The 26028-nt window shown below is 67.1% G+C and carries 26 protein-coding genes; 14 read left to right on the top strand and 12 right to left on the bottom strand.

What is annotated here, in order from left to right:
- Window positions 1-258 precede the first annotated feature (258 nt).
- The 3 genes from ACZY1G_RS00225 to ACZY1G_RS00215 all read left to right on the top strand — a co-directional run bounded on the left by ACZY1G_RS00225 (window position 259) and on the right by ACZY1G_RS00215 (window position 4311).
- A complete protein-coding gene (locus ACZY1G_RS00225) occupies window positions 259-3006 on the top strand; it encodes a LuxR C-terminal-related transcriptional regulator (protein WP_463821196.1) in 2748 nt (915 codons plus the stop codon).
- Between the two features lie 167 nt (window positions 3007-3173).
- Entirely contained in the window at window positions 3174-3803 is a 630-nt protein-coding gene (locus tag ACZY1G_RS00220; protein WP_463812984.1) for an isochorismatase family protein, read from the top strand.
- A gap of 40 nt (window positions 3804-3843) precedes the next feature.
- The gene (locus ACZY1G_RS00215) at window positions 3844-4311 is read left to right on the top strand and encodes a DUF1348 family protein (RefSeq protein ID WP_463812982.1); all 468 of its coding nucleotides are present in this window, start codon (window positions 3844-3846) and stop codon (window positions 4309-4311) included.
- Window positions 4312-4375: 64 nt separating this feature from the next.
- Here the strand turns inward: ACZY1G_RS00215 and ACZY1G_RS00210 are convergent, their stop codons facing one another.
- On the bottom strand, window positions 4376-4888 hold the full coding sequence (locus ACZY1G_RS00210) for a MarR family winged helix-turn-helix transcriptional regulator (RefSeq protein WP_463812981.1): 513 nt from the start codon (window positions 4886-4888) through the stop codon (window positions 4376-4378).
- Between the two features lie 211 nt (window positions 4889-5099).
- On the opposite strand from ACZY1G_RS00210, the gene ACZY1G_RS00205 reads away from it, so the two are divergent.
- Genes ACZY1G_RS00205 through ACZY1G_RS00190 form a run of 4 tightly spaced genes read left to right on the top strand, consistent with a single transcriptional unit; the run spans window position 5100 to window position 8744 of the window.
- Window positions 5100-6185, top strand: a complete 1086-nt coding sequence (locus ACZY1G_RS00205; RefSeq protein WP_463812979.1) for an alkene reductase — start codon at window positions 5100-5102, stop codon at window positions 6183-6185.
- Between the two features lie 26 nt (window positions 6186-6211).
- The gene (locus ACZY1G_RS00200; RefSeq protein WP_463821194.1) at window positions 6212-6985 is read left to right on the top strand and encodes an SDR family NAD(P)-dependent oxidoreductase; all 774 of its coding nucleotides are present in this window, start codon (window positions 6212-6214) and stop codon (window positions 6983-6985) included.
- Complete coding sequence (locus ACZY1G_RS00195; protein ID WP_463812977.1) at window positions 6982-7881, top strand: LLM class flavin-dependent oxidoreductase; 900 nt, start codon at window positions 6982-6984, stop codon at window positions 7879-7881. The genes ACZY1G_RS00200 and ACZY1G_RS00195 overlap by 4 nt, the downstream gene beginning before the upstream one ends.
- Window positions 7878-8744 (top strand): NmrA family NAD(P)-binding protein, encoded by an 867-nt coding sequence (locus tag ACZY1G_RS00190; RefSeq protein ID WP_463821192.1) that lies wholly within the window; start codon window positions 7878-7880, stop codon window positions 8742-8744. Before ACZY1G_RS00195 ends, ACZY1G_RS00190 begins: the two co-directional genes overlap by 4 nt.
- A 7-nt stretch (window positions 8745-8751) precedes the next feature.
- Here ACZY1G_RS00190 and ACZY1G_RS00185 read toward each other — a convergent pair whose 3' ends face one another.
- Genes ACZY1G_RS00185 through ACZY1G_RS00140 form a run of 10 tightly spaced genes read right to left on the bottom strand, consistent with a single transcriptional unit; the run spans window position 8752 to window position 16736 of the window.
- On the bottom strand, window positions 8752-9477 hold the full coding sequence (locus ACZY1G_RS00185; protein WP_463821190.1) for a maleylpyruvate isomerase family mycothiol-dependent enzyme: 726 nt from the start codon (window positions 9475-9477) through the stop codon (window positions 8752-8754).
- A gap of 7 nt (window positions 9478-9484) precedes the next feature.
- The gene (locus tag ACZY1G_RS00180) at window positions 9485-10306 is read right to left on the bottom strand and encodes a fumarylacetoacetate hydrolase family protein (RefSeq protein ID WP_463812973.1); all 822 of its coding nucleotides are present in this window, start codon (window positions 10304-10306) and stop codon (window positions 9485-9487) included.
- Between the two features lie 2 nt (window positions 10307-10308).
- The gene (locus tag ACZY1G_RS00175; RefSeq protein WP_463821188.1) at window positions 10309-11382 is read right to left on the bottom strand and encodes a cupin domain-containing protein; all 1074 of its coding nucleotides are present in this window, start codon (window positions 11380-11382) and stop codon (window positions 10309-10311) included.
- On the bottom strand, window positions 11379-12299 hold the full coding sequence (locus ACZY1G_RS00170; protein ID WP_463821186.1) for a VOC family protein: 921 nt from the start codon (window positions 12297-12299) through the stop codon (window positions 11379-11381). Before ACZY1G_RS00170 ends, ACZY1G_RS00175 begins: the two co-directional genes overlap by 4 nt.
- Window positions 12300-12331: 32 nt before the next feature.
- Complete coding sequence (locus ACZY1G_RS00165; protein WP_463812969.1) at window positions 12332-13435, bottom strand: quinone oxidoreductase family protein; 1104 nt, start codon at window positions 13433-13435, stop codon at window positions 12332-12334.
- On the bottom strand, window positions 13432-14322 hold the full coding sequence (locus ACZY1G_RS00160; protein ID WP_463812968.1) for a fumarylacetoacetate hydrolase family protein: 891 nt from the start codon (window positions 14320-14322) through the stop codon (window positions 13432-13434). The genes ACZY1G_RS00165 and ACZY1G_RS00160 overlap by 4 nt, the downstream gene beginning before the upstream one ends.
- Before the next feature lie 52 nt (window positions 14323-14374).
- Window positions 14375-15118: an SDR family NAD(P)-dependent oxidoreductase gene (locus tag ACZY1G_RS00155; protein ID WP_463812967.1), complete on the bottom strand. Its 744-nt coding sequence runs from the start codon at window positions 15116-15118 to the stop codon at window positions 14375-14377.
- Between the two features lie 17 nt (window positions 15119-15135).
- A complete protein-coding gene (locus tag ACZY1G_RS00150) occupies window positions 15136-15900 on the bottom strand; it encodes an SDR family oxidoreductase (RefSeq protein WP_463812966.1) in 765 nt (254 codons plus the stop codon).
- Window positions 15893-16252 (bottom strand): nuclear transport factor 2 family protein, encoded by a 360-nt coding sequence (locus ACZY1G_RS00145; protein WP_463812965.1) that lies wholly within the window; start codon window positions 16250-16252, stop codon window positions 15893-15895. The genes ACZY1G_RS00150 and ACZY1G_RS00145 overlap by 8 nt, the downstream gene beginning before the upstream one ends.
- A 13-nt stretch (window positions 16253-16265) precedes the next feature.
- Window positions 16266-16736, bottom strand: coding sequence for an SRPBCC family protein (locus ACZY1G_RS00140; RefSeq protein WP_463812964.1), 471 nt, complete (start codon window positions 16734-16736; stop codon window positions 16266-16268).
- A 213-nt stretch (window positions 16737-16949) separates the two neighbouring features.
- Between ACZY1G_RS00140 and ACZY1G_RS00135 the strand changes: the two genes are divergently transcribed.
- From ACZY1G_RS00135 to ACZY1G_RS00115, 5 genes are read left to right on the top strand one after another with little or no spacing between them, the layout of a single operon-like run.
- A complete protein-coding gene (locus tag ACZY1G_RS00135; protein ID WP_463821184.1) occupies window positions 16950-18038 on the top strand; it encodes an aromatic ring-hydroxylating dioxygenase subunit alpha in 1089 nt (362 codons plus the stop codon).
- 12 nt (window positions 18039-18050) lie between these two features.
- The gene (locus ACZY1G_RS00130) at window positions 18051-19037 is read left to right on the top strand and encodes a PDR/VanB family oxidoreductase (protein ID WP_463812961.1); all 987 of its coding nucleotides are present in this window, start codon (window positions 18051-18053) and stop codon (window positions 19035-19037) included.
- Window positions 19034-20533, top strand: a complete 1500-nt coding sequence (locus ACZY1G_RS00125) for an aldehyde dehydrogenase family protein (protein ID WP_463821182.1) — start codon at window positions 19034-19036, stop codon at window positions 20531-20533. Before ACZY1G_RS00130 ends, ACZY1G_RS00125 begins: the two co-directional genes overlap by 4 nt.
- Window positions 20530-21774 (top strand): flavin-dependent oxidoreductase, encoded by a 1245-nt coding sequence (locus ACZY1G_RS00120; RefSeq protein WP_463821180.1) that lies wholly within the window; start codon window positions 20530-20532, stop codon window positions 21772-21774. The genes ACZY1G_RS00125 and ACZY1G_RS00120 overlap by 4 nt, the downstream gene beginning before the upstream one ends.
- A gap of 5 nt (window positions 21775-21779) precedes the next feature.
- Window positions 21780-22565 (top strand): SDR family NAD(P)-dependent oxidoreductase, encoded by a 786-nt coding sequence (locus tag ACZY1G_RS00115; protein ID WP_463812957.1) that lies wholly within the window; start codon window positions 21780-21782, stop codon window positions 22563-22565.
- 15 nt (window positions 22566-22580) lie between these two features.
- Here the strand turns inward: ACZY1G_RS00115 and ACZY1G_RS00110 are convergent, their stop codons facing one another.
- Entirely contained in the window at window positions 22581-23330 is a 750-nt protein-coding gene (locus ACZY1G_RS00110) for a GntR family transcriptional regulator (RefSeq protein WP_463812956.1), read from the bottom strand.
- A 145-nt stretch (window positions 23331-23475) separates the two neighbouring features.
- Between ACZY1G_RS00110 and ACZY1G_RS00105 the strand changes: the two genes are divergently transcribed.
- Window positions 23476-24342 (top strand): alpha/beta fold hydrolase, encoded by an 867-nt coding sequence (locus ACZY1G_RS00105; protein WP_463812955.1) that lies wholly within the window; start codon window positions 23476-23478, stop codon window positions 24340-24342.
- A 219-nt stretch (window positions 24343-24561) separates the two neighbouring features.
- On the top strand, window positions 24562-25110 hold the full coding sequence (locus tag ACZY1G_RS00100) for a TetR/AcrR family transcriptional regulator (RefSeq protein WP_463821178.1): 549 nt from the start codon (window positions 24562-24564) through the stop codon (window positions 25108-25110).
- Window positions 25111-26028 lie beyond the last annotated feature (918 nt).

The following is a 26028-nucleotide window of genomic DNA, read 5'->3' as shown; positions in this document are numbered from 1 at the left end:
ATCTGGTTCGCCGACTGTTCTTCGATCCTCTGCCGGCGGACGCCCTGTCTACCCTGACGGAGTCCTTCGAGCTCATCCTGGTCACGGTCGGGCCGCCGGATCGATCGGGCCCAACGGCTCCTGCTGACCGTTGCTGATCCTGCGGTGAGGTGAAGCGCCGACGACTTCCCGCGCTCAAGCGTGATGTGTCATGCTCAGACGACGCTGGGAGACCGACGAAGATTCGACACGGCGGCTCCGCTGGTCATGGAGGATTTCGTGGATTCCGCGCAGATGGGCAGGCGTACCGAAGCCGAGGCGCTCCGAAAGCTGTTGGACGCCTCGTGCTCCGGCGCGTCCGCGGGTGTGGTGGTCAGTGGCGCCGCCGGACTCGGAAAGTCCTTGCTGCTCGACGAAGTCGAGACGATGGCGGTGACGGACTTCGCGATTCTGCGCTCGCGGGCCGTCGAATTCGAGTCCCGCATGCCCTTCGCCGCCCTCCAGCATCTGCTGGCGCCGAGGTTGCCGTTGCTGCCCACGTTGCCGGGGCCCATGCGTGCTGCGCTGGAGATGGCGTTTGGACTGCGACCCGGCCAAGCCGATCCCTTCAGGGCCGGCCTGGGGGTCGTCGCACTGCTCACGGTGGTGACCCCCACCCTGTGCCTCATCGACGATGCCCAGTACCTCGACTCGTCGAGCGCTCAGGCGCTCATTCTCGCGACGAGGCGCCTGGGCAACGAACCGGTGACCGTAATCTTCGCTACCCGCCCAGATCACGGGGTGCCCGCCCTCGACGAACTGCCCCAGCTCCCGCTGGCACCGCTGCTGCTCGACGGTGCGCGCCGTCTGCTGGCTTCGACCCTGGCCGCGCCGATCGACGACGCGGTGCGTGACCGCATCCTCGACGAGGCGGGCGGAATCCCCTCGGTGATCGCCGAGTTGGCAGGCTGTGTGCGCGTCGCGGCGGACCTGGCGGGCGGGTACGCCCTGCCGGGGGTGATCACACCTCCGGCATCCGTGCTCGACGACTACGCGCGGCGTTTGGCCGGCCTGTCCTCGGCAGCACGAACATTCGTGCTGCTTGCTGCCTGTGATCCCACCGGTGATCCCGCATTGCTGTTTCGCGCTGCGCAGTCGGCCGGGGTGTGCGGTTCTGCGGCGGAAGCAGCCGATGCCGTGTCGATGACCATCGGCAGACGCGTCGCGTTTGCTCATCCCCTGGTGCGCTCGGCGATCTATCACGCAGCGGATGCGTCGCAGCGCCGTGCGGGTCACGAGATGTTGGCCGCCGCCGCCGACGCCGTGACGGCGAAGGACCGCCGCGCGTGGCATCGAGGTCAAGCCGCAGTCGGTCTCGACGAAGTGGTGTCGCGGGAGCTGGAGGACAGCGCCCGCGCCGCCGGCGCGAGAGGTGGCGTGGCCGCAGCTGCGGCATTCCTCGAACGCGGCGCTGCCCTCACCGCTGACCCCGCACGTCGCTTTGGGCTGACCGTCGAGGCCGCTGCGGTCAAACTCGAGGCTGGCGACGTCGACGCGGCGGCCGATCTCACCGCCGCAGCACGCCTGGACGCCACCGACGAGGTGCGCACCAGCCATGTCGATGCCGTGGACGCCCAGACCGCCTTCGCACGGACGCGTCGAGCAGACGAGGCGAGCCGGCTGCTGGCTGCAGCACGGAAACTGGCCACCCAAGAGCCCGGCACGGGGGCGCCCATTCGGCTGCAAGCACTGGTTGCCGCGTACTGGACCGGACGCGGGGCCGACGCCGACGTCGACCTGTCCACACTCGAGCATGACGAACCGTCCGCCGGCGCCGAGCTCGCCGACCTCATCTCGTCGGCGCTGACGACGGCGTTGGTCGGTGACCGGGCGGCAGCCGTCACGCAGGCGCGACGAGCAGTCGACGCCTTGCGCCCGCAGGCAACCCGGCCGGAAGGCTTCGACCCGGCATCGGCGTGGATCATCTGCAGCATCGCGTGGGACGATCACGCGCTCGACACCATCCTCGACGAACAGCTCACCGCGGTGCGCGCCGCGGGAAGGGTTGGCGCGCTTCCCATTGCGCTCACCTCCCGCGCCTTGGCCCACCTGCACACAGGTGAGCTGCGTCGCGCCGCGGACTGCGTCGCCGAGGCACGGCAGTTCTCCGACGTCGTTCCCGAACTCGTCGAGCTCGGCGTCGCCGCATGGAGCGGTGATCGCCGAGAGGCAGACCGGCTCTGTGAGCGGCTGGCGGCGTCGGCACCCGCCCCGCCGGGACCCAGGCAGCTGGCGGCAATGGCCTACGCGCGCCTGCTCGTCAACAACGGGACGGGCAACTACCGGGAGGCGCTCGCGGCCGCGCAGGGCGGCTCCGGTCTCGACGAGCTCGGGTTCCACGTGTTCATCCCACCCGAGCTCGTCGAGGCGGCCGCCTTCGCAGGGCGCATGGACATGGCCGTCGACCTCACCGAGCGGCTCCGGCGGCACGCCGAGGCGGCGAACACGCCGTGGGCCTTGGGCGTTCACCAACGGTGCCGCGCGCTCGTCAGCCCGGAATCAACGGCGGAGGAGTGCTTCCAGGGGTCCGTTGATCACTTGCGGGACAGTCGATCCCCGATCCAATTGGCCCGCACCCAATTGCTGTTCGGCGAGTGGCTCCGCCGCCGTCAACGGCGTAGCGAGGCGCGCCCTCAGCTGCGGGAGGCCTTCGAGGCATTCTCCGATGCGGGAGCGGCGCTGTTCGCAAAGCGCGCCGAGAGGGAACTGCGGGCGGCCGGCGAGATGGCGCCGCAGCCACGCGGTCAGACCGGCGGACTCTCTGAGCAGGAACTCGCCGTCGCCGAGCGGGTCGCGGTCGGCAAGACCTCCAAGGAAGTCGCCGCCGAGCTCGTGCTCAGCCCACGCACCGTCGACGCGCATCTTCGGAGCATCTTTTCCAAGCTGAACGTGAAGTCGCGTCGGGAAATCCGGCACGCGCTGCCCGCGACTTCGTCGGCGCCACAAGGACCGCCCGGTCCGGGCAGCCGTCACGCACCACGCCCGTGACCGGCGGCCATTCGGCGAAAATCACCTAACTTGGTGCCGCTGAATGCGAACCCTGCGGCACTGCGCGAGTGCGCTTCGTAGGCTCGGTGAGTCACTCGAAGGGCATTTCGTCGTCGGTGACCCCGCGAATGAATCGCTCATTCGTTTCCCCACTTTAGGAGCGCAGCATGTCGTCTGACTCGTACCCCGCCGTGAAACTCGACCGTGACCGGGCAGCCATGCTCTTCGTCGACCATCAGGCCGGACTGCTCATGGGGGTCAAGGATCACGACCAGGAAGAGTTGCGCCGCAACGTGATTGCGTTGGCTCAGTTGGCGAAGGCCTTTGATCTTCCCATCGTGGTGACCACCAGCTCCGACGATGGCGCCAACGGTCCGGTGATCGGCGAGCTCGCCGCAGAGCTTCCCGACGCGAAGGTGGTGCGGCGCCCCGGCGAAGTCGACGCCATGGACAACGAGGAGTTCAAGGCCGTCGTCGCCGCGACTGGGCGTGATCAGCTGATCATCTCGGGAATCAGTACCGACGTCTGCGTTGCGTTCAGCGGCATGTCCGCGGTGGCCGAGGGGTACGGCGTGTGGGCCGTGCTGGACGCGTCGGGAACCTGGAGTGGGTTGGCGGCAAGCGCCGCCGCCAATCGGATGTCTCGCGCCGGGATCGTGCTCACCAGCACGGTCGCCATCGCCGCGGAATTGTTGCGCGACTGGCGAAACGACGGAGGCCAGGCCGTCGCACCGATCTTCGGTCAGTATGCGATCCCTGCCTACAGCTCGATGATGGCGTTCGCCAACCGTGCTTGACGCTCGATTCTTACGCGATCCGTTTCCGAGGAGTTACGACTTGTCCGAGGCCCGTGCACCATTTCCGCCGTACGACCTGGAGACCGCAGCGCAGAAAGTGCAGGCTGCTGAAGACGCCTGGAACACCTGCGACGCAGAGCGGGTGAGCCTGGCCTACACCCCAGAAAGCGTGTGGCGCAACCGTGATGTCTTTCTCACAGGCAGGGATCGCATCGTCGAGTTCCTCACGGCGAAATGGCAGCGCGAGCTTGACTACTCGTTGCGCAAGAGTCTGTGGGACTTTCACGGCAATCGGATTGCGGTGCGCTTTCAGTACGAGTGTCGCGACCTGCGCGGTCAGTGGTGGCGCAGTTACGGCAACGAGTTGTGGGAGTTCGACGGCAACGGCCTCATGGCACGCCGGGAAGCGAGCATCAACGACTTCGCCATCGACGAGTCCGAGCGCCGATTCTTCGGCCCGAGGCCCACCGACCAACGAGGCCCAGGCTGCGACATTCCGATCTGGTAGTGCACGTCGACGACGCGCGGTGGCGCACGTCACCGGGCCGATGACGACCGGAATGCCGGGCGGCTCAGCGGTTGAGGCCCTCCGCGGTGCGGCTCAGTCGGGCCTCCAACGTGAGAAGGCTCTCCTCGATGACGTGACGCTGCGCGCGTCCAAAACCGCCGACGGCGGCCTCTTCGAGCTCGGCCCAGATGCCTTCGACCCGTTGGCGCAGGGAGATGCTCGCGGCGGTGGGTTCGATCAGCGAGGCCCGCTTGTCGACCGGGGTTGCCACGCGGCGCACGAACCCCGCGTTCTCCAGGCGCCGGATGGTGCGGGTCATCGTGGCGGCGTCCGAGTCGAGCACGCGCACCAGGTCGACTTGGCGTTGCGGGCCGGCCTGCCACAGATGCATCATCACGATCTCCTGCCCGGGGTGCAGGCCCACCTCACGCAAGAGATGTCCTGCGATCATCCGGTGCAGCCTCGCCACGCGGAAGATCGCATGACTGATCGGGCCGCTGTCGGCGGCAGCAGGCACCGGAACGCTGGATTCGAGCCCAGCGTCGGCAGTGTCGTCGGAACCGTTCACATGTTTCATGCTCAGACAGCATACCTGCAGCCTCATACGGCCATAGGCGCATCTGCGGATCGCGAAAAGGCCTTCTGTACTGCACCGACGGTAGAAGGGGAATGAATGTGCCAATTTAACTGTTCGGACAGGTAACCTGGTCCGACAACGTCGGATCGGGTTCAAGACCGCCAGGCCACGATCCCGTGGCCTGAGTGCAGAGACGACGGAGGAAGAGATCATGACCACTGCTTTCGACCCGATCAAGGTCGGCAGTATCGACTTGAAGAACCGCATCGTGATGTCCCCGATGACCCGCAGCCGCGCCTATGGCCCCGGAGCGTCGGCGACGCCGAGCATGGCCGAGTATTACGGACAACGGGCAGGCGCGGGCTTGATCATCACCGAGGGCATCCAGCCGTCGACCATCGGTCAGGGCTACCCGAACACCCCCGGACTGCACTCCGAGGAGCAGGTCCGGGCATGGAGGCCCGTCACCGACACCGTTCACGCGAACGGCGGTGTCGTCTTCGCCCAGCTCATGCACACGGGCCGCATCGGTCATCCGAGCCTGCTTCCCGCGGGCATGGTGCCCGTCGGCCCGTCCCCGGTCGCCCCGGCCGGCGAGGTCTTCACGTCCGACGGCATGCAGCCCTTCGTGGTCCCCGACGAACTCACCGAGGAGCAGATCACCCAGACCGTGCTCGACTTCGCCGCGGCGGCTCGCAACGCCGTCGCCGCCGGCTTCGACGGTGTCGAGGTCCACGGTGCGAACGGCTATCTGCTGCACCAGTTCTTGTCGACCAACGCCAACCTGCGCGAGGACCGCTGGGGCGGCTCGGTCGAAAACCGCATCCGTCTGACCTTGCGCGTCGTCGACGCCGTTGCGGCGGCGATCGGCGCCGATCGGGTGGGGCTGCGCATCTCACCGGCCAACCCGCTCAACGACATCCGTGAAGAGGACCCCCGCGACACCTATCTCGCGCTCGTCGAGGCGCTGGCACCGCGGGGATTGGCCTACTTGCACCTTCTGGAGTCCGGAGATCGTGACTTCACCCACGAGCTTCGCCACCAATTCGGCGGGACCTTCATCCTCAACCCTGCCACCCCGGGGGGCATCACCGGTCCAGACCAACTCACCCTCGTCGAGGATGGCACCACCGACTTGTTGGCGTTCGGGGCGGCGTTCTTGGCCAACCCCGATCTGCCCCGCCGGCTGGCTACCGGGGCAGCGCTGAACGCACCCGACCGCGCCACGTTCTACGGCGGCGGCGACCGTGGCTACACCGACTATCCCGCCCTCGACGCCGTGCCCACCTCGGCGTGATCCCTCAGAGACGAGAAGAGACTGACATGACAACCACATTCGACGGTCGGGTCGCCCTGATCACCGGCGGAAGCCGCGGCATCGGTGCGGCCATCGCGCGGCGACTGGCCGAGGCCGGCGCCACCGTCGCGGTCAACTACCGGTCCAACGCCGGCGCCGCCGAGGAGCTGGTCGAAGATCTACGTTCGTGGGGTCACCGCGCGGAGTCCTTCGGCGGAGACGTCACCCATCCCGCGCGGATCGCCGACGTGGTGGCTGCCGTGGTGGAGGAATTCGGGGCTCTGCACCTGCTGGCCAGCAACGCCGGCATCGAGCACTTCGCCCCGCTGGCCGACATCACGCAGGCCGACTTCGAGACCGTGTTCCGCACCAACGTCGGGGGCCAGTTGTTCGCCGTGCAGGCCGCTGCCGCCGTGATGCCGCCCGGCAGTCGGATCGTGCTGACGTCCTCGGTCAGCGCTCGCATCGCGGTGCACCACCACACGCTGTATGCCGCGAGCAAGGCTGCGGTCAGTGCGATGGCGCTCAATCTCGCACCGGAACTGGCGGAGGCCGGCATCGCCATCAACGCGGTCGCGCCCGGTGGAACCGCCACTGACATGGCCGCCGAGAACGGGGCGGACTACGTCCACCCCGCGCTGACCAACGTCGAGCCGCACCTGGTGACCCGCTCGATGAACGCCCTTGGCCGGCTGGCGCGCCCGGAGGAGATCGCCGACACCGTCGCGTTCCTGTTGTCGCAGAATGCGTCCTACATCACCGGGTCGACCCTCGACGTGGCGGGCGGGTGGATGCGATGACCGACTACGGACGGGAGCTGCGCTTCGGGGTGTTCGTGACCCCTAGCCCGGACCTCCTCGACAACAGTTATGCCATCGCCGATCTCGCCGACGCGCGTCTGGACTTCATCGGCGTCCAAGATCACCCGTATCAGAAGCACTTCTTGGACGCCTGGTCGTTCATGGCGACGTTGCTCTCGCGCACCGAGCGGGTACGGGTGGTGCCTGACGTGGCCAATCTGCCGCTGCACAATCCTGCGGTGGTGGCGAAGGCGGCGGCGAGTCTGGACGTCATCTCCGGCGGCCGGATGGAACTGGCGCTGGGCGCCGGTGCGTTCTGGGACGCAGTGGTGGCCATGGGCGGTCCGCGTCGCTCGCCGGGGGAGGCCGCACAGGCACTGCGTGACGCCGTCGAGGTGACGCGGCTGATGTGGTCGGGACAGCGGTCGGTCACCTACGACGGCGAGTTCTACCGGCTCAAGGGTCTGCATCCGGGGCCTCAGCCGGCTCACGACATGCAGATCTGGCTGGGCGTGGGCGGTCCGAAGCTGTTGCGGTACCTCGGCGGGCATGCCGACGGGTGGTTGCCGTCGAACTCCTACTTCCCGCCCGAGGCACTTCCCGACATGAACGCCCAAATCGACCGCGGCGCCGCTGATGCCGGTCGCAATCCCGCGTCGATCGTGCGCGCCTACAACGTCTTCGGCGAAATCGGTGACCTCGAGGCTGACGACCCGTTCCGTGGGACGGTGTCGCAGTGGACCGAGAACCTGACGACACTGGCCGTCGAGACCGGGATGGACACGTTCATCTTCGGCGCCCCCGACGACGACCTCGCCCAGACTCGGCGTTTCGCGGAGGAGGTCGTGCCCGCGGTGCGGGCCGCGGTGGCCCAACGGCGAGGGCCACGCCCGTGACCCGGAATGCCGGCGACGGCCCGGTGGCGGTGATCGGTGCGACGGGTCAGCAGGGTGGCGCCACGGTGGAGGCGCTGCTGCGCGCCGGCGCGACGGTGCGCGCCGCGGTGCGCGAACCCGGGGCGCCCAAGGCGGCGGCGCTGGCGCGGCGCGGTGTGGAACTGGCCAGAGTCGATCTGAGCGCGCCCGGTTCGGTGCAGGCGCTGTTCGACGGCGCCGCCGCGGCGTTCGTGATGACCACGATGACCGGACCTGGAGGGGTCGACGAGGAGGTGGCCAACGGCGGCGTCATCGCCCGCGCCGCCGAGCTGGCCCGGGTGCCGTCGGTGGTGTACAGCTCGGTCGGCGGGGCCGAAAGGGACAGCGGCGTGCCGCACTTCGACAGCAAACGCCGTGTCGAGCGGCTTCTGCTGGACTCGGTGCCGGTGTCCTTCGTTCGGCCGATGTGGTTCATGGAGAACTTGCCGTCGAAGATCGACCGGGCCGACGGTGCCACCCGCGTGGTGTTGCCGCTGGCGCAGGACGTGTCGCTGCAGATGGTGTCGGTCCGCACCATCGGGGCGGTCGCGGCCGCCCTTCTGCTCGCCCCACCAGCGCCGGGGTCGGCGGTCGAGATCGCCGGTGACGACCTGACCGGCGAGCAGATCGCCGACCGTGTTGCCGAGCGGTTGGGCGCGCCGGCGGTCTTGGTGCGTCGAGCGGCCGACGACGTGGATGACCCGGATCAGGCCGCCATGTGGCACTGGCTCAACGAGACAGCCGCCTACCAGGCAGACCGGGCACGTACCCGCACACTGGATCCCGACGTCGAGGACCTCGCCGGCTGGCTGGCCAGCCACCGGCTGGACTCACCGCGGCGGTAGGCGTCCCTCAGAGCCAGCGCGGCGCGGCCGGGATGGCCTCGACACCCACGCCGCGGATGCCGATCGTTCCGCGGCCGGTCGCCCAGCGGACCACCGCGGGCAGCGTACCGGCAATGGTCGCGGTGACATCGGTGTCGGCGTGCACGGCCATGGCGTCGTGGCCGTCGACGGTCACCACCAGACCCGCCCCCTCGGCCCTCGTGCGCCACGCACCGACGACGTCGGCGAGCAACGACTCCAGAACCGGGACGGGAAAGTCGGCGAACCGGCCTCCGTTGTCGAGGTCCACCGCGTGAATCCACACCTCGCGGGTACGCATCCACACCGTCTCCTCGGCGGGCACCTGCCGGCCCTGCGCGGTGCGCACCGTCTCCTGCCAGGCGGCACGTGGCAGATGTCGCCACTTCTCATCCAAACGGGCACAGCTGTGCGCGAACAGGTTTCGCAGCGCCCCGGCGTTGAGCGTGGCGCCCTCGGCGATCTCGCGAGCGCGTTGCTCGGTGGAGGCGTACATCGGCGTCTCCTCGCCGGTCGCCGCCCAGTCGAGCAGCCGGCACAGCGCCAACGCGTTGTAGGACGCGTGGGCCACCAGATGTCGTCGCGTCCAGCCGTCGAGCAGGGTGTCGTCGTCGAAGTCGGTGTCGGTCAGTTCGGCGATGCGCTGTGCCAGATATGCGGTGCCCCGCCGGGCGGTGAGCAGCCGCTCGGAAAGGTCGAGTGCCTCGAACGTCATCAGTCGCCTACTTGACGATCGTCGTGTTCTTCACGGTGCCGATGCCCTCGATGCTCACCTCGACGGTCTCGCCGCTCTGGATGTAGCGGGCGGGCTTGCGGGCGTGACCGACACCGCCGGTGGTGCCGGTGATGACGACGTCGCCGGGCTGCAGCGTGACGATGTGGCTGATGTACTCGACGAGCTTCGCCGGACCGAACACCAGGTCGTCGGTCATGGCACTCTGCATCACCTCGCCCTGCAGGCGCGCTTCGATGCGGGTCCCGAGGGTGTAGTCGGTGACCAGATGCGGGCCGAAGCCGCTGGTCTTCTCGAAGGTCTTGCCCTGGTCCCACTGCAGGGTGCGGTACTGATAGTCACGCATCGTGTAGTCGTTGATCGCCGAATACCCCGCGATGTAGCCGTCGGCATCGGCCTCGGGGACCTGATAGGCCTTCCTGCCGATGACCACGGCCAGTTCGGCCTCCCAATCGAGTTCGGCCGCAGCGTATCCGGGGACGACGACGTCGTCGTACGGACCGGTGAGGGCCTCGGCGAACTTGGCGAACAGCGTCGGGTACTGCGGAAGCTCACGGCCCATCTCGGTGATGTGCGTGGCGTAGTTCAGTCCGACGCAGACGATCTTTCCCGGTTTCGGCACCACCGGTGCGTAGTCGGCGTGGGCCAAGTCGACCGTGACGCCGGCCGCGTCGCGGGCCAGCGTCTCCCAGTCGGGCTCGGTCAGCAGGACTGACAGGTCGGCGTATCCGTCGATCACCGTCGCGGTCGCGGCATCGTCGACGCGCACGGCCACGGTGCCGGTGGCGGTGCGCAGGGTGGCGAGTCTCATGGTCAGGCTCCTTCGGTGACGTGGCTGCGGTCAAAGTGCAGCCGCTCGATGATCGGCGCGTCCGAGAAGGCGAACACGTCGAAGTCCGTCTCGGCGTCGATCGACCATTCGGTCCAGGACGGGACGACGACGAGGTCGCCGGTGGCGACCTCGGTCATGTTGTCCCCCAACTGGAACCGCCCGACCCCGTCGAACACCTGGTACACCGTGGACCCGACGTCTCGGCGGGCCCGGGTGCGGGTGCCGCCGCGCAGCCGGTGAAACTCGGCACGGATGGTCGACATGATGTCGCCACCGGTGGTGGGGTTGGTGAAACGCACCGCGGCGTGCCCGGGTTCGGTGGTGGCGGCGTAACCCTCGTCCTCGAGCGCCAGTTGCTCGCGCAGAGCGGCGTCAGTGTGTTCCCACCGGTAGGCGGTGATGGGCGTGGTGGTCCGCCGGCCGAGCCCGACGAGCGGTCGCAGACCAGGGTGGGACCACAGTCGCTCGGCCCGCGACACATCAGGCGTCGACTCGTCGGTGACACCGTCGGAGCCGAACTCGAAGAACCCGGTGTCGGTGTAGTTGACGAACGGGATGTCCAGACCGTCGATCCACGCCATCGGATGATCGGTCTCGTTGTGGTGACCGTGAAAGGCCCACCCAGGGGTCAGGAGCAGATCACCCCGTCGCATCGCCACCGGGTCCCCGTTGACCACGGTCCACACCCCGTCGCCCTCGACGACGAAGCGAAAGGCGTTCTGGCTGTGACGGTGCTCGGGTGCGGTCTCCTTGGGGCCGAGGTACTGGATGGCCGCCCACAGCGTCGGCGTTGCGTAGGGCAGTCCACCGAGGCCGGGGTTGGCCAGCGCGATCGCCCGTCGCTCCCCGCCGCGGCCCACCGCGACGAGTTCGCCGGCGCGCTGGGCGAGCGGGTAGAGCGTCGACCACTTCCACACGAAGGGAACCGCCCTGGGGGCCGGGGCCGTCGGCATCAGGTCACCGAGTTGGGTCCACAGCGGGTTGAGGTGCTCGGCGGCGAAGTCGCGGTACAGCTGTTGCAACGCCGGGTCGTCGACGTGGGTCGGGGTGCTCATCGCTCCAACTCCGCCTCGTTGAACGGACCCCACATGTTGATGGTGGCGATGTCGACCTCCCAGGTCCGGGGGTACTGCGGGTAAGTCTCGTGCCACGGGCGTGGCTCGAAATACCCCTTGGACTCGTCGTGGATGAGGTCGAGCTGGGTGAACAACTCGATGGTGTTGCCGTCGGGATCGCGGTGATAGGTGAACATGTTGTGTCCGGGCCCATGTCGACCAGGGCCCCAGTGCAGCCGGATGTCGTTCTTGGCCAAATGGTCGACCATCGTGATGAGGTGGTTGGGATCGCGCATCTCGTAGGCGATGTGATGCATGCCGGTCTTGTTGATGCTGCGCAGAAAGTTGGCGGCGTGGTGGTCGGCGTTGCACCGCAGGAACACGAAGAAGTCGCCGATGGTGTCCGACCAGCGGAAACCCAGCAGATCTTGGTAGAAGCCCTGGAGCCGTTCCAGTTCGGTGGTGAAGGCGGCGACGTGACCGAGTTTGGTTGGGCGCAGGGTGGCCCGACCGTCGACGCCGCTGGGGGTTTGGCTCTCGAAGAGGTGGAGTTCGGCGCCGGTGGAGGGCTCGGCCATGACAAGGACGTCGGGGGTTCCCGGCGCGAGGTCGGTGCGGCGAGACACCTCGTAGCCGGCGTCATTGAGCCGCCGGTGAGCGTCACCGAGCGAACCCCATACCTCGTAGCCGACCGCGGAGCGGGGCTTGACGCCGTCGGTCTTGCGGATCACCACGCAGTGGTGGTCAGCGCCGGTGGTCAGGTAGGCGTAGTCGTGGGACTGCTCGACGACCTCCAGGTCGAGGACCTGCGTGTAGTACCACACCATGCGTTCGACATCGGGGGTGTCGAAGGTGACGTAGCCCAGCTTCGACACCGGTGCGGCGGGTTCGGTTGCGGGCGTAGGCGCTTCGCTCATGGGAAGGGTCCCTTTCTGGAATGGATGGGGGTTCAGGATTGGGGTTCGGTGAGCAGGGCGACACGGCCGACGTTGGCGCTGGCCTCGACGTATTCGTGGGCTCGCGGCGCCTCGGTGAGCGCGAAGGTGCGGTCGACGACACTGCGGAAGCCCGCCCCCGCCTCTCCCCAGAGACGGTGTGCCGCGTCGAGGTTGCCCGAACGCACCCCGATGACGCGCTGCCCCAACGAGTACAGGCGTTGCAGGTCCACCGGCACCGTCCTGCCGAGGAAGGCGCCCGACGACACCATCGCCCCGCCGGCGGCCAACGCATCCATGCCGTGGGTCCACACCTGGGGATCGCCAAGGTTGTCCACCACGATGTCGGCGCCGCGGCCACCGAACACGTCTCGGACGTCGTCGGCGAAGGTCGGCGAGGAGGCCTGCAGCACCGCGGCGAAGCCCAGTTCGCGCAGCCGGGCGCGTTTGATCTCGTCGCGCGAGGTGACGATCACCCGGGCTCCGAGGTGGCGGGCCAGCAGTGCGGTGGTGGAGCCCAGCGCCGAAGACGCCCCTTGGACGACGACGCGGTGTCCCGCGACGAGTCCGGCACGGGTGAATTGGTTCATCGCCACCACGCCTGCCAGTGCGAGTGCCACGGCATCGGCCGGGGACATGCCGTCGGGTACTCCGAAGACGTTGGTGGCGGGTACGGCGATGTAGTCGGCGTAGGCGCCGGACAGGTGGGTGCCGATGATCCGTGCGGTGGGGGAGAGCTCGGCGAATCCCGCAGCCACCGTGGGACAGTTCGGGTCGGTGAGGACGGGAAACGTGGCGACTCGGTCGCCGACGGTGAACCCCGTGACACCCTCGCCGACGGCTGCGACGACGCCGGCGTGCTCGGCCCCGAGCACGTGCGGGAAGGTGAACGTCGCATAGGGGTGACGGCCGGAGCGGGCGACGAGGTCGAGCAGGCGTCCGACGCTCACCGCGGCGATGCGAATGAGGACCTCACCGGAACCCGCTCGGGGGGTGGGCACCTCGTCGACGCGCAGCACCTCGGGTCCGCCGAATTCGTGGAAGGCCACCGCACGCATGGTGGCCGGTACCGGTGCCGCGAAGGGCCACCCCGACGTGGTCGCCGTGGGGCTGCTCACTTGGCCACGACCTTGTTCGAGATGCGGCCGATGCCTTCGATTTCCACGGTGACGACGTCGTCGGGACGCAGGAAGTCCTTGCGCGGCATACCGACGCCGGCGGGGGTGCCGGTGAGGATGACGTCGCCGGGCTCGAGTGTGAAGATTCGGCTGGCGGCGGACACCAACCGGAGGACGTCGACGACCATTTGCGAGGTGTCGGAGTCCTGCTTGACGATGCCGTTGACGTCCAGGCGGATCTTGAGCGCGTGCGGATCGGGCACCAGCCAGGCCGGCACCAGTCCTGGACCGAGCGGGCAGAAGCCGTCTTGGCTCTTGTGCCCCAGCCAATCCCACTCGAAGGGCGGTGCCACGGCGCCGTTGCGATGGAAGACCCCGCGGTCGGAGACGTCGTTGGCGACGAGGTAGCCGGCGATGACGTCGTCGGCGTCGGCGGAGTCCACGTTCGCGCACCTGCGCCCGATCACGACCCCCAGCTCGGCCTCCCAGTCCACCTGCGAGCGACCGTCGTCGAAGATGGCGACCTCCGCGGTGGGCCCGACGACGGTGGTAGTGGGAGTCTTGAGGAAGAAGAAGGGTTCGACCGCCGGGTCTGGCCGGCCGACGCCCATCTCGTCGGCGTGGTCGTAGTAGTTCGCGCCGGCGCAGATCACCTTGTTCGGGTAGGTCAGGGGCGCCACCAGTTCGGCGTCCCCGACCGGTGTGAGGGTGTCGAGGTCGAGGGCGCGCAGCACCGTGGCCCAGTGCCCCCAGTTGGCAAGGATGTCCATCACGTCGAGTCCGCCGAAGGCGGGCGGTGCGGCGAAGACGTGGTCGTCGACGTGGATGCCGGTCGCGATGCCGTGCGGGGTGCGGTATTGCGCGAGCGCCCACGTGCGGTCGGTCATGGTCGGTTCTCCTCGTTCAGTGGGTCGGGGTTGATGTGCGGTGGTGGGGTCGTCACGAGGCCAGCCATCCTCCGTCGACGGGCAGGACCACGCCGTTGACGTAGGAGGAGGCCGGTGAGCAGAGCCATACGACGGCCTTGCCGACCTCCTCGGGCCGGCCGTAACGGCCCGCGGCCGTGCGGCCGACCACCACGTTCATGATGTCCTCGGGTACCGAGGCGGTCATGGCGGTGGCGATGGGTCCGGGTGCGATGGCGTTGACCCGTACTCCGGTGGCGCCGTAGTCCAAGGCGGCGGTGCGGGTGAGGCCGACCACGCCGTGCTTGCTGGCGCTGTAGGCCGCCTGGGTGGCCGCTCCGGCCTGAGACCATACAGATGCCGTGTTGACCACTGCGCCGCGGCTTTTCACGATGTGCGGCAGCTGGTACTTCATGCAGAGGAACACCCCGGTCAGGTTGACGTCGATGACCCACCGCCACCGCTCGACGTCCAGGTCGGCCGTCGGCGCGGGGCTGAACACTCCGGCGTTGTTGTGGGCGAAATCCAGGCGACCGAACCGTTCGACGATTGCGGTGACGGCGGATTGGACCGATGCGGGGTCGGCCACGTCGGTGTGGATGTAGACCGCCGAGCCGCCCGCGGCGTTGATGGCGGCCGCGGTGCGTTCGCCATCGTCGTCGAGGACGTCGCAAATCGCCACCGCGGCGCCGGCGTCCGACAGTGCCTTGGCGGATGCCTCGCCGATGCCGCGGGCGGCGCCGGTAATCATGGCCACCGTCCCGTCGAAGTCGCTCACGTGGGGTTCCCTCTCGTTCATGCGGCGCTGTATCCGCCGTCGATGCTCAATGCGCTGCCGGTGACGAACGCCGATGCCGACGAGCTGAGCCACAGGACGCCGTCGGCGATTTCGTCGACGGCGGCGATGCGGCCGATGGGATGCTTGGTATGCATGTCGGCCATGAAGCCGGGGTTGGCTGCGGCCACCTCGTCGATCATGGCGGTCTGTACCACTCCGGGGCAGATCGCGTTGATGCGGATCCCGCGGGCGGAAAACTCGAGTGCCGCAGCCCTGGTCAAACCGATCACGCCGTGCTTGGACGCGACGTAGGACGCTTGCAGCGGCAACGCCACTTGTCCCAATGCCGACGCCGTGTTCACGACGGAGCCGCCGCCGCGCGCAAGCAGGGCAGGTATTTCGGCCCGTAGGCACTGCCATACGCCGGTCAGGTTGACGTCGATAACCCGTTGCCAGTCCCGGTCGGTCATGTCGGCGATGGTTCGACCGGCGGCCTCGACGCCGGCGTTGTTGAAGGCGATGTCCAGCCCGCCGAAGGTGTCCACGGCTGCCTGGACCATCGCGGCGACCGAGGCGGGGTCGGTCACGTCGGTCGGCACGAAGATGGCTTCAGATTTGGGTGGCAAGCCCTCGAGCGCCGCTCGACCCGCGGCGTCGTCGCTGTCGGCGATCACCACCGAGACACGCTGGGCGGCAAAGGCGTTGACGCAGGCGCGACCGATGCCGCCGGCGCCACCGGTGACGACCGCGACCTTGCCGGCCAGCTCCGGGTAGTCAGGCATAGACCGGCGCCAGATCGAAGTACACGCGGTAGCTGTCGAACTTGCCCGTGTGGTCGACGTGCCACATGGTGGCGACCGGGATGGTGACTTCGCCACCGTCGTGGCGGAGGTAGTCGACGGTGAGCTCGATGACGGTGTCGGCGCCGAAAGTCCTCTCGGCGAGGATGGTGTGCTTCAGCCCGGCGATGGTGTCGTAGAAACATCCCACGCCCTCCCGGATTTGGTCGGGACCGATCAAGGCCGGCCGGTTGGCGAAGACCAGTGACCCGTCGTCGGCGAAGAGTTCGCCGAGTGCCTGCAGGTCCATCGAGTCGACGATCGCGAAGACTTGGGCCGCTGTCGGTGCCGTCATCACGGTCATTCCCCTAGCTCGCAGCCGACGTGGTGGTACCGACGATGCGGTCGCGGACGGCTTGCAGCGTCGTGTGGACGGCGTCGAGGTAGTCCGACTGCATCTGTTCGCCGAAGGCTGCCTCCTCGGCGCTGCCTTCGGCGATTCCGTCCACGACCAGTCGGAAGCTGAATTTGAGCACGTCGTTGCCGGCCTCGTCGAGGCAGATTTCGTTGTCGATGGTGCCGCGAGCGGCGCCATGGGTGCGGACGAAGTGGACGAGCTTCTTGGGGTAGAACGTCACCACTTCGCGGACGGGTCCGACGTGTTCGATGTCGCGGATGAGGCCACCTTCGAACCGTTCGACGACGGAGCATGCGCTGATCGCGGCGACGTAGGGCAGGGGGTTCTCGGCTTTCTCGACGAGCCCGGCCCAGACGTCGTCCACCGTCAACGCGGGTTGGATGCCGTCGTTGATCGGGATCGTCCGGCTGATGTCGATCATGTTGTGCCTCCTTGGGTTAGCGGGTCGCTGCACGCGGGCGACGTTGTGACGTGGACCACCGTAACCCACTTCACATCAATGTGTCTACACTTTGGCGTGCGCCAATTTCCGAATCGGCTCGACCCCTTGCGGACCCTCGACAATGTGTATACTCTTTGAGGAACGTGACCCGGACCACATGGGTGGGACTCCCGAACCGAAAGGGTGCAGACGATGACCACGGTCGAATCTCGCAGCTCCACGACGATCAAGACGCAGCCGGCACCGCAGAACGGCTGGTATGCCGCCGCGTGGGATCGCGAGGTCGGCCGCACCCCAACCGCCGTGCGGGTCAACGGAACGCCGCTGGTGCTCTATCGAACCGAGGACGGCCGGGCAGTGGCGCTGGCCGACGCCTGCTGGCACCGCCTCGCCCCCCTGTCCATGGGCAAGCTGGTCAGCCGCGACGGGATCCGCTGCCCGTACCACGGCATCGTCTACGACTCGGCCGGCCGCTGTACGTCGATGCCGGCCCAAGAGGTGCTCAACCCCAGCGCCACCGTCCCGTCATACCCCGTGGTGGAGCGCCACCGCTTCGTGTGGGTGTGGCTGGGGGACCCCTACCTCGCGAAGGCCGACGAGGTGCCCGACATGCACCAGATGGACGAGTGGGCCGGCGACGGGGAAACGATCGCGCTGCAATGCAATTTTCAGCTCGTGCTCGACAACCTGATGGACCTCACCCACGAAGAGTTCCTGCACACCAGCAGCATCGGCGGGGAGAACATCAGCACCTCGGAGTTCGACGTGGTGCACGACGGGAACAGCGTCACCCTCAGCAGGTGGATGATCGACATCCCGCCGGTGCCGTTCATGGCCGCCCAGATGCGAAACAAGTTCCCCGGTTTCGACGGCAACGTCGACCGGTGGCAGATCATCCACTACCGGTATCCCTCCACCATCTGCATCGACGTTGGCGTCGCGAAGACCGGGACCGGTGCACCGCAGGGGGATCGCAGTCAGGGCATCAACGGGTACGTGATGAACACGATCACCCCGGAGACCGACACGACGTGCCGGTACCACTGGGCGTGGATGCGCAACTACCTGATGGACAGCCAACTGCTGACCACGCAGATCCGCGACGGCATTCGACACGTCTTCACCGAGGACACGGCGATGCTGCAGGCCCAGCAGAAGGCGATCGACGCCAACCCCGACTACGAGTTCTACAACTTGAACATCGACGCCGGTGGCATGTGGATCCGTCGACTGCTCACCTGCCAACTGGAGGCCGAAGGCCGCCTCCCCTCCCAGAGCTGACGGGGTTGACCAATGGCCGCCACCAACAAGGAAGTCTGGCAACTTGGCACCGTCGTCGAGGCGCGTGACATCGCCACGGGAATCCGTCGGATCGTCGTCGAAGTATCGAATCCCGTTGCCGCCCAACCAGGCTCACATGTCGATGTCGTCGTCCAGGTGGACGGGCGGCGAGACACCCGATCGTACTCCGTGATCGAATCGCACGACGGTGGCACGCATCTGGCCATCAGCGTCCTGCGGGCGCCGAACTCGCGGGGCGGATCGGTGTTCATGCACTCGCTCACGGTGGGTGATTCCGTCGAACTCACCCAGCCGCTGCAGAACTTCCCGCTCCGTGTCGGTGCTCCGCGTTACCTCCTGCTCGCAGGCGGCATCGGAATCACCGCGGTGGCCGAGATGGCGCGAGTGCTGCACCACCTCAGAGCCGACTACACCTTCGTCTACGTCGGACGTTCGCGACCGGCGATGGCCTACCTACCGCAGTTGCAGGAACTCCACGGAGACAGCATGGTCGTCCACGTCGACGACGAGGGCACCTCGCTGGACGCCGCCAAGCTGGTGGAGACCGTCGACCACGACACCGAGCTGTACGTGTGCGGGCCGATCCGGCTGATGGACGCCGTACGGCGGTGCTGGGCCGACGCCGGGCTCCCGCCCTCGAATCTGCGCTATGAGACCTTCGGCAACAGCGGGTGGTTCGACGCGGAAGAGTTCATCGTGCGCATCCCGCGCCTGCAGGTGGAGACCCGGGTGGGAACGCATCAGTCGATGCTGCAGGCCCTCGAAGGCGCCGGCGTCGACATGATGTCGGACTGCCGCAAGGGGGAGTGCGGACTGTGCGAGGTCAGGCTCCTCGGGGTGGACGGCGTGGTGGATCATCGCGACGTCTTCTACAGCGCCCGCCAACGCGACGCCAACCGCAGGATGTGCTGCTGCGTATCGCGCGTCATCCAGGCCGCCGCCGGCGAGACGCCGGTCGTGACGATCGACGTGTCATGACCGCCGCCAACCACGCCGCTACGGTCACCATCCCGCTGCTGATCGACGGGCGCGACGTCGACGGGCCCATCATTGAGGTGCGCAATCCGGCCAGACTTTCTGAGACCGTCGGCGGCTACTCCACCGGAGATCGCGCGTCGGTCGACGCCGCGGTGGCGGCGGCGGAAGCCGCGTTCGCGGGTTGGGCCGCCCGACCTGCCCCCGATCGGGCGGCCGCGTTGCATAGGACTGCCGACGACATCGACGCGGACCGAGCGTCCCTGTCGACGTTGCTCACCCGCGAACACGGCAAGATCCTGGCCGACGCCACCGCCGAGATCGCCAACACGGCCCGAACCCTGCGTTATTACGCCGGACTCGCGGACCATGCATCTCGGGAGTCGGTCACCGAGGACCACCGGGGGCGCATCGTCGAACGCCGTGCCCCCATGGGAGTGGTCGCCGTCATCGTGCCGTGGAACTATCCCGTGCTGCTCGCGACGCTGATGATCGCTCCGGCGCTCGTGGCCGGCAATACCGTCGTGGTCAAGTTGCCCGACAACTCGCCGCTGGCGCTGGCCTTGGTGCTGCGCCGCCTTGCGGCGACGGTCGGCCCCGGTGTGGTGAACGTCGTCGCGGGTTCCGGTCCGGAGGTTGGCGCGTCACTGACCACCCACCCCCGGGTGCGCAAGGTCAGCTTCACCGGAAGTACCGCCACCGGCCGGGCCATCATGCGTGACGCAAGCGTGAACCTCAAGAACCTCAGCCTCGAACTGGGCGGCAACGATCCCGCCATCGTCCTCGACAGCGCCACTGTGACAACGCAATTGGTCGACGAACTGGTCCGGGGCGCGTTCACCAGCACCGGCCAGGTGTGTTACGCGCCGAAGCGGCTCTACGTGCAGCGCAATCTGTTCGAGGAATTTACCGAAGCCTTCACCGCCGCGACCAACGCGCTGGTGGTCGGAGAGGGTCTCAACCCCGCGGTCCGGATGGGGCCGTTGAACAACGGTCAGCAACACCGCACGGTGACCGATCTGATCGAGACCAGCCGCAGCGAGGGTGCCCACGTCGCCGAGGTCGGACAGTATCTCGATTCCAGCCCCGAGGACGGGTACTTCATCCGGCCCACGGTCGTCACCGGTCTGCGTCAGGACTCACCCTTGGTGCAGCAGGAGCAATTCGGCCCCGTCGTGCCCATTCTCGCGTTCGAGACCGAAGACGAAGCCGTCGCATTGGCCAACGACAGCGAATACGGGCTGGCGGCGTCGGTCTGGTCCGACGACGTCGAGCACGCCTTCGACGTCGGGCGGCGCATTCAAGCCGGCTCGGTCTTCGTCAACATCCACCGCGTCGGCGCGTCGGACCCGTCGATGCCCTTTGGTGGCTTCAAACAGAGCGGCATCGGCCGCGGCCACGGCGAGATCGCGGTCGACGAGGCCACCGAAGTGCAAATTCTGGCGGATCGAATCGATATGCATGCCAACCCCACTCAGGCGAAGAAGGCTCAGCCATGACGACCACGACAGCACCCATCACCATCGTCGGCGCAGGGATCGGGGGCCTCACACTGGCCTTGGAACTGCACGCAGCAGGCATCCCGTGCCGCGTCTACGAGGCAGCACCCGAGCTACGGCCGCTCGGGGTCGGCATCAACGTCCTCCCGCACGCCACCGCGGTCCTGGCAGACCTCGGCGTCTTGGAACGTTTGGAGGCCATCGCCGTCGAAACTCGCGAGTCGGCGTTCTTCAACCGTTTCGGTCAGCACATCTACACCGAACCAGCCGGCCGATATGCCGGTTACCCCACACCGCAGCTGTCGATCCACCGCGGGCATCTGCAATTGACCCTGGCAGACATCGTCAGAGAGCGGCTGGGCGATGACGCCATCACCGGGGACCATCAATGCCTCGGGGTGGACCAGGATCGTTCGAGCATCACGGCGCGCTTCCGCTCGGCGACCACCGGCGAACCGCAGGAGCCGGTGACTGGTCGCGCCGTGATCGGTTGCGACGGGGTGCATTCGGCCATCCGCAAACAATTCCATCCCGACGAGGGCGCACCGCGCTACTCCGGAGTCCTGATGTGGCGCGGAACCACGGTCGGGCAGCCGTTCCTGTCCGGGGCGAGCATGGTTCGCGCCGGGTGGTTACGCGACGGAAAGCTCGTCATCTACCCGATTCGCGACAACCCCGACGGCACCCAACTGATCAACTGGGTCGCCGAGATCGAACGACCCTATTCCGGGGACCGCGACTGGGGTAAACCAGGGGACCCCGCAGACTTCGCCCCCGCCTTCTCCGACTGGACCTTCGACTGGTTGGACGTGCCCGCCCTGCTGCGAGGCGCCGACACGGTGTTGGAGTACCCCATGGTGGACCAGGACCCGTTGGAGTCGTGGACCGTGGGGCGGGCAACGCTTCTCGGTGATGCCGCCCACCCGATGGTGCCACGTGGGTCCAACGGAGCCGGCCAGGCAATCCTGGACGCCCGTGCGCTCCGCGAGGCGTTGCAGTCCGACGACGATGCTCCCACGGCCCTCTTGGCCTATGAAGCCGACCGGCGGCCCAAGACGTCGGCGGTGGTGCTGACCAACCGCGCAACCCCGCCGGACGCCATCCTCAAGGAAGTGTGGGAACGTACCGGCGACAAGCCCTTCGATGACATCGACACCGTGATCAGCCGTGCGGAGTTGGACGAGATCTCGCAACGGTACCGCCAGGTTGCCGGCTTCTCCGTTCCCGACGAGGCCAGGTGAGTCAGATGTCGGATTCCCCTGCCGTGGAGCCAAAGTCCGTCGCGGGCTCGGTCGTCGTCGTCACCGGTGCAGCCCGCGGTATCGGAGCGTCACTGGCGACGCACCTCGCCGGCCAGGGTGCCAAGGTCGTGGTAGCCGACGTCCTGGTCGAGGAGGGTCAGGCGCTGGCCGCGAAGCTCGACAGCGACGGAGCGGATGCATTCTTTCACCGCACCGACGTCGTCGATCCGGCTTCACTGGAGGCCATGGTGTCGGCAGCAGTGGACAGGTTCGATCGGGTCGACGTCCTGGTGAACAATGCGGCCATCTACGAAGGTCTGGGCGCCAAGAAGAGTTTCGCCGATATCTCAGTCGACGACTGGGACAAAGTGATGGGCGTCAACGCCAAAGGTGTGTGGCTGGCCACCGCCGCGGTCTACCCCAGGATGAAGGCGCAAGGCTACGGTCGCGTGGTCAACATCGCCTCCGCGACCGTGCACGCCGGGGTGCCGTTCTTCGCGCACTACACCGCGTCCAAGGGTGCCGTCATGGCGATGACCAGATCCATCGCGAAGGAAGTGGGTCGCGACGGCGTCACCGTCAACGCCGTCGCACCCGGACTCGTCGACAACGAATCCTCAGCCGCGCTGAACGACACGTCGTACTTCCCCACCCTGGAGCGACAGCGCGCCATTCCCCGGGCGATGACGCCCGCCGACCTCACCGGGGCCATCACGTTCCTGTGCTCACCGGCCAGCGGGTTCATCACTGGCCAGACGCTGGTGGTGGACGGGGGTCTCGTCTTCAGCTGACGGGTACGCGGACGTCTACAGCGACCCGCCCCCGCACATCTGCAACGACTGAGCCACCGTGACCGCTTCGAAGCCCGCGTCCAGGTCGGCCAAAACGGTTGCAGCAGTGTGTGCGAGATGATGTGCCATCGACGCACCAGCAGTTTCGCCCTGTCCTTCGACCAATGCAGTCAACAACCGTTCGTGTTCGGCTTCGGCCACGGCGAATGTGTCCGCGTGGGCCCGTTGACCGAACCGCACGTATCGCTCGCTGCGCTCCGAATAGGACAGAATGATCCCCGCCAGGGGCGTTCCCGCCCGCGCCGTGCACAGGCTGTGGAAGCGTCGATGGGCGGCGACCCACTCACTCATGTCCTTGGCGCGCTTGGTCTTTCGCATGGTGTTCAGGCACACTCGGGCCTCGGCCACCTCTGCCTCACTCAGGCGGCCCGCGGTGATGCGCGCCCCAAGAGCTTCCAGGGTGATCCGCACCCCGTACAACTGGTCGACCTCCGTGGCGTCGAGCGCCCGAACGACCGCGCGTTGGTTGAGCGCGACGTCGATGAGCCCCTCCTGCTGCAACATTCGGAACGCCTCGCGCATGGGGATGCGGCTCACGCTGAACCGGCGGGCAAGGTCGGCCTGGTTCAGTTCGGTGCCCGGGGCGATCTCGCCGTCGTTGATGAGCCGTCGCAGATGGGTGTGCAATTGTGAACTGATCTCACGGGGATTGTCGAGCGTCGGAACCGCGAGATCGTCGAGCGCCGAGTCAACGCGAACCGGCATCGGGTGCTTCCTTCGATCGTGGGGCAAGGGCTGGACGGCAGGGCATCGATTGTGTATACACAGTAGCAGTTCGCGCGTGGATGCGCTTTCCTACCAGCGTGGGCAATGACGAGACGTTCACGCCACTACGAGAAATGGCTTCGCAATGACCGACTTCAGCACCCGCTATCACACCGCGAGCATCGACGGACTCGACGTGTTCTACCGTGAGGCAGGCGACCCGTCGAAGCCAACCCTGCTTCTCCTGCATGGGTTCCCATCGAGTTCCCACATGTTTCGCAACCTGATCACATCGCTGTCCGACGAATACCACCTCGTGGCGCCGGACCACATCGGGTTCGGCCAGTCGGCGATGCCGTCGGTCGGCGACTTCACCTACAGTTTCGACCGACTCACCGAGATCACCGAAGGTCTCATCCAGCAGCTCGGACTGGAACGCTTCGCCATCTACATCCACGACTACGGCGCCCCCATCGGATTGCGGATCGCCAGCGCTCATCCAGAACGCATCACCGGGATCATCTCCCAGAGCGGCAACGCCTACCTGGAGGGCTTTACGCCGTTCTGGGACATCCTGTTCGCCCACGCCAAGGACCGAGCCGCCAATGAAGCCGGCGTGCGGGAGCTGCTCACCGCCAAAGCCACCCATTGGCAGTACACGCACGGGGTGCCCGCGGACCGGCTGGACCGCATCGCGCCAGAGGCCTGGCTGCTCGATCAGGCCGGGCTCGACCGCGCCGGCAACGACGCGATTCAGCTGCAGCTCTTCTGGGACTATCAATTCAATCTCGACGGATACCCGGCATTCCAGGAGTACTTCCGTGTACACCAACCACCGCTACTGGTCACCTGGGGCAAGAACGACGAGATCTTCGGAGCCGCTGGCGCCGAGGCGTTTCGGCGAGATCTGCCAAATGGCGAGTACCACCTACTCGACGCCGGACACTTCGCCCTCGAAACCCACGGCGAGGAAATTAGTGGTCTCATTCGCGCGTTCCTGGCCAAGGTCTAAGAGACGTCTCACCGCAACAGTCCACCACCCCGCCGTGGATCCAGAGATCGCGACCGGGCCTGACGTCTCCGGTTGACGTCGGGTTTACGCGTAACCGACTGAGCCCCATAACGTCCCGTACCCGCGGCATGCTGCGATCACGCACGTTGCGATCAAACCCATAAGCCCGTCGGCAACCCAGACTCAAATGTGACCGGCATTCCACAGAGGGGGCGACAGGTGGCCGTAGGGCGGCCCAGGGAGTTCGACCCCGACCGGGTCGAAGACGCCGCGATGAGGTTGTTCTGGGAACGCGGTTTCGACGGGGTGTCGATTTCCGACGTCAGCGACGTGACGGGTGTGAACCGGCGCGGCGTCTACGCCGAGTTCGGCACCAAGGAGAACCTGTTCGCGCGCACCGTTCAGCGCTATCTCGCCGGCCCCGGCGACTACCTGGTCGGCGCTCTCGCGCAGCCGACGGCCCGCGAGGTTGCCGAGGCCATGGTGCATGGCGCAGCAAAGGCGGTCAGCGGCGACATCCCCGGCTGCCTGACCGTTGGGCGGGCACCCGGACTGACCGAGCTGCGCAGGGCGTCGGTCCGTCGGCTCGCCGAACGGTTCGACAGGGCGGTCGCCGGCGGCGAGCCGATCAGCGTCGACTCGGTGTTGCTCGCCCGGTGGGTGTTAGCAGTCTGCCAAGGGCTCGCCGTCCAAGCCCGAAGCGGAGCCACCCGTGACGAACTGCAAGGGGTCGCGGATCTCGCACTTCGCGGGTGGCCAGCTTTCTAGACGGTATGTGTGACCGCCAACGTTGAGCCGGGCCTGCAGGCCCGTGGCTGCATCCACTCACGGTCGCGGGCTACCCGATAGACAGGCGCGTGGTGTCCCAAGCGGTGCGTGAACGCCCTGGAACGGGCGTTCGATACAAGTAGTTGGTCCATCACGACCAGGCTGGGCGCGACTACCTGCGGTAGCTCGAACTGGCTGACTTCAGCGTGTCGACGGATTCGAGGGGCGACACCATCACCACCCTTTGCAGTAAGTGCATCGGGGACCGCTGGCTCTGGTCAAGCCGACCAGGGGTTACCTGTGTACGGGGTCCCCGAGCCCGTCCGTAGTTCGTCGCGGTGACGCACCTCGCCGGTAAGGGGAACAGTGTCGGCTGGAGGGCACCAGACGGCGCGCTCCGGTGAGGAACTCACCTTTGCTGCGGCTGGTTGCTACAGGCGTGAAGAACATCGGCTTTCTGTCGCTTGGGCAGGTACTTTTTGCCGTCACGTGACGATACCCCTTGTGAGGCATCGTGAGGCGAATTGAACCCGGCACGAGCTCAATTCGCGTCCCTGGACGAGTGGACATGAAAGTGAGATTTCCCGGGGTGGACACCACGTGAGAACGCCTCCGTCGGCGCAGGTCAGCGAACCGCTTGTGGACTTGAAGTTTGAGAAGCCACAGGAGTTGTGCCTTCTCAAATTTGAAGTCCAGTTCTCATTCGAATTGTCCACACGATGTCCAATTGGACATGTAGTTGAGAACTTTGAGTGTCACAGCCACAGCAACAGCAGCGACCGCCCGAGGTCCGATGATGCTGTACGACTTCACGAACGGAGGAACGCCGAACAAATAGACTCTTCGGTTCTCTGCGCCGACCCGGCCTGCACCACGCCAGCGCAGACGGGAGCTGTCAAGTGGGCAAGGTTGAGTGCT

The organism is Mycobacterium sp. IDUB_5 (assembly GCF_055419565.1).
This window is presented reverse-complemented; position numbering and strand designations above follow the sequence as displayed.

Excerpts from the sequence above, each read along its gene's own strand:
- ACZY1G_RS00205 (WP_463812979.1), top strand. The coding sequence starts at position 5,100 with ATGACCACTGCTTTCGACCCGATCAAGGTCGGCAGTATCGACTTGAAG.
- ACZY1G_RS00135 (WP_463821184.1), top strand. The coding sequence starts at position 16,950 with ATGACCACGGTCGAATCTCGCAGCTCCACGACGATCAAGACGCAGCCG.
- ACZY1G_RS00180 (WP_463812973.1), bottom strand. The coding sequence starts at position 10,306 with ATGAGACTCGCCACCCTGCGCACCGCCACCGGCACCGTGGCCGTGCGC.
- ACZY1G_RS00200 (WP_463821194.1), top strand. The coding sequence starts at position 6,212 with ATGACAACCACATTCGACGGTCGGGTCGCCCTGATCACCGGCGGAAGC.
- ACZY1G_RS00160 (WP_463812968.1), bottom strand. The coding sequence starts at position 14,322 with ATGACCGACCGCACGTGGGCGCTCGCGCAATACCGCACCCCGCACGGC.
- ACZY1G_RS00185 (WP_463821190.1), bottom strand. The coding sequence starts at position 9,477 with ATGACGTTCGAGGCACTCGACCTTTCCGAGCGGCTGCTCACCGCCCGG.
- ACZY1G_RS00115 (WP_463812957.1), top strand. The coding sequence starts at position 21,780 with ATGTCGGATTCCCCTGCCGTGGAGCCAAAGTCCGTCGCGGGCTCGGTC.
- ACZY1G_RS00120 (WP_463821180.1), top strand. The coding sequence starts at position 20,530 with ATGACGACCACGACAGCACCCATCACCATCGTCGGCGCAGGGATCGGG.
- ACZY1G_RS00145 (WP_463812965.1), bottom strand. The coding sequence starts at position 16,252 with ATGACGGCACCGACAGCGGCCCAAGTCTTCGCGATCGTCGACTCGATG.
- ACZY1G_RS00130 (WP_463812961.1), top strand. The coding sequence starts at position 18,051 with ATGGCCGCCACCAACAAGGAAGTCTGGCAACTTGGCACCGTCGTCGAG.
- ACZY1G_RS00175 (WP_463821188.1), bottom strand. The coding sequence starts at position 11,382 with ATGAGCACCCCGACCCACGTCGACGACCCGGCGTTGCAACAGCTGTAC.
- ACZY1G_RS00195 (WP_463812977.1), top strand. The coding sequence starts at position 6,982 with ATGACCGACTACGGACGGGAGCTGCGCTTCGGGGTGTTCGTGACCCCT.
- ACZY1G_RS00170 (WP_463821186.1), bottom strand. The coding sequence starts at position 12,299 with ATGAGCGAAGCGCCTACGCCCGCAACCGAACCCGCCGCACCGGTGTCG.
- ACZY1G_RS00105 (WP_463812955.1), top strand. The coding sequence starts at position 23,476 with ATGACCGACTTCAGCACCCGCTATCACACCGCGAGCATCGACGGACTC.
- ACZY1G_RS00110 (WP_463812956.1), bottom strand. The coding sequence starts at position 23,330 with ATGCCGGTTCGCGTTGACTCGGCGCTCGACGATCTCGCGGTTCCGACG.
- ACZY1G_RS00125 (WP_463821182.1), top strand. The coding sequence starts at position 19,034 with ATGACCGCCGCCAACCACGCCGCTACGGTCACCATCCCGCTGCTGATC.
- ACZY1G_RS00150 (WP_463812966.1), bottom strand. The coding sequence starts at position 15,900 with ATGCCTGACTACCCGGAGCTGGCCGGCAAGGTCGCGGTCGTCACCGGT.
- ACZY1G_RS00220 (WP_463812984.1), top strand. The coding sequence starts at position 3,174 with ATGTCGTCTGACTCGTACCCCGCCGTGAAACTCGACCGTGACCGGGCA.
- ACZY1G_RS00140 (WP_463812964.1), bottom strand. The coding sequence starts at position 16,736 with ATGATCGACATCAGCCGGACGATCCCGATCAACGACGGCATCCAACCC.
- ACZY1G_RS00210 (WP_463812981.1), bottom strand. The coding sequence starts at position 4,888 with ATGAAACATGTGAACGGTTCCGACGACACTGCCGACGCTGGGCTCGAA.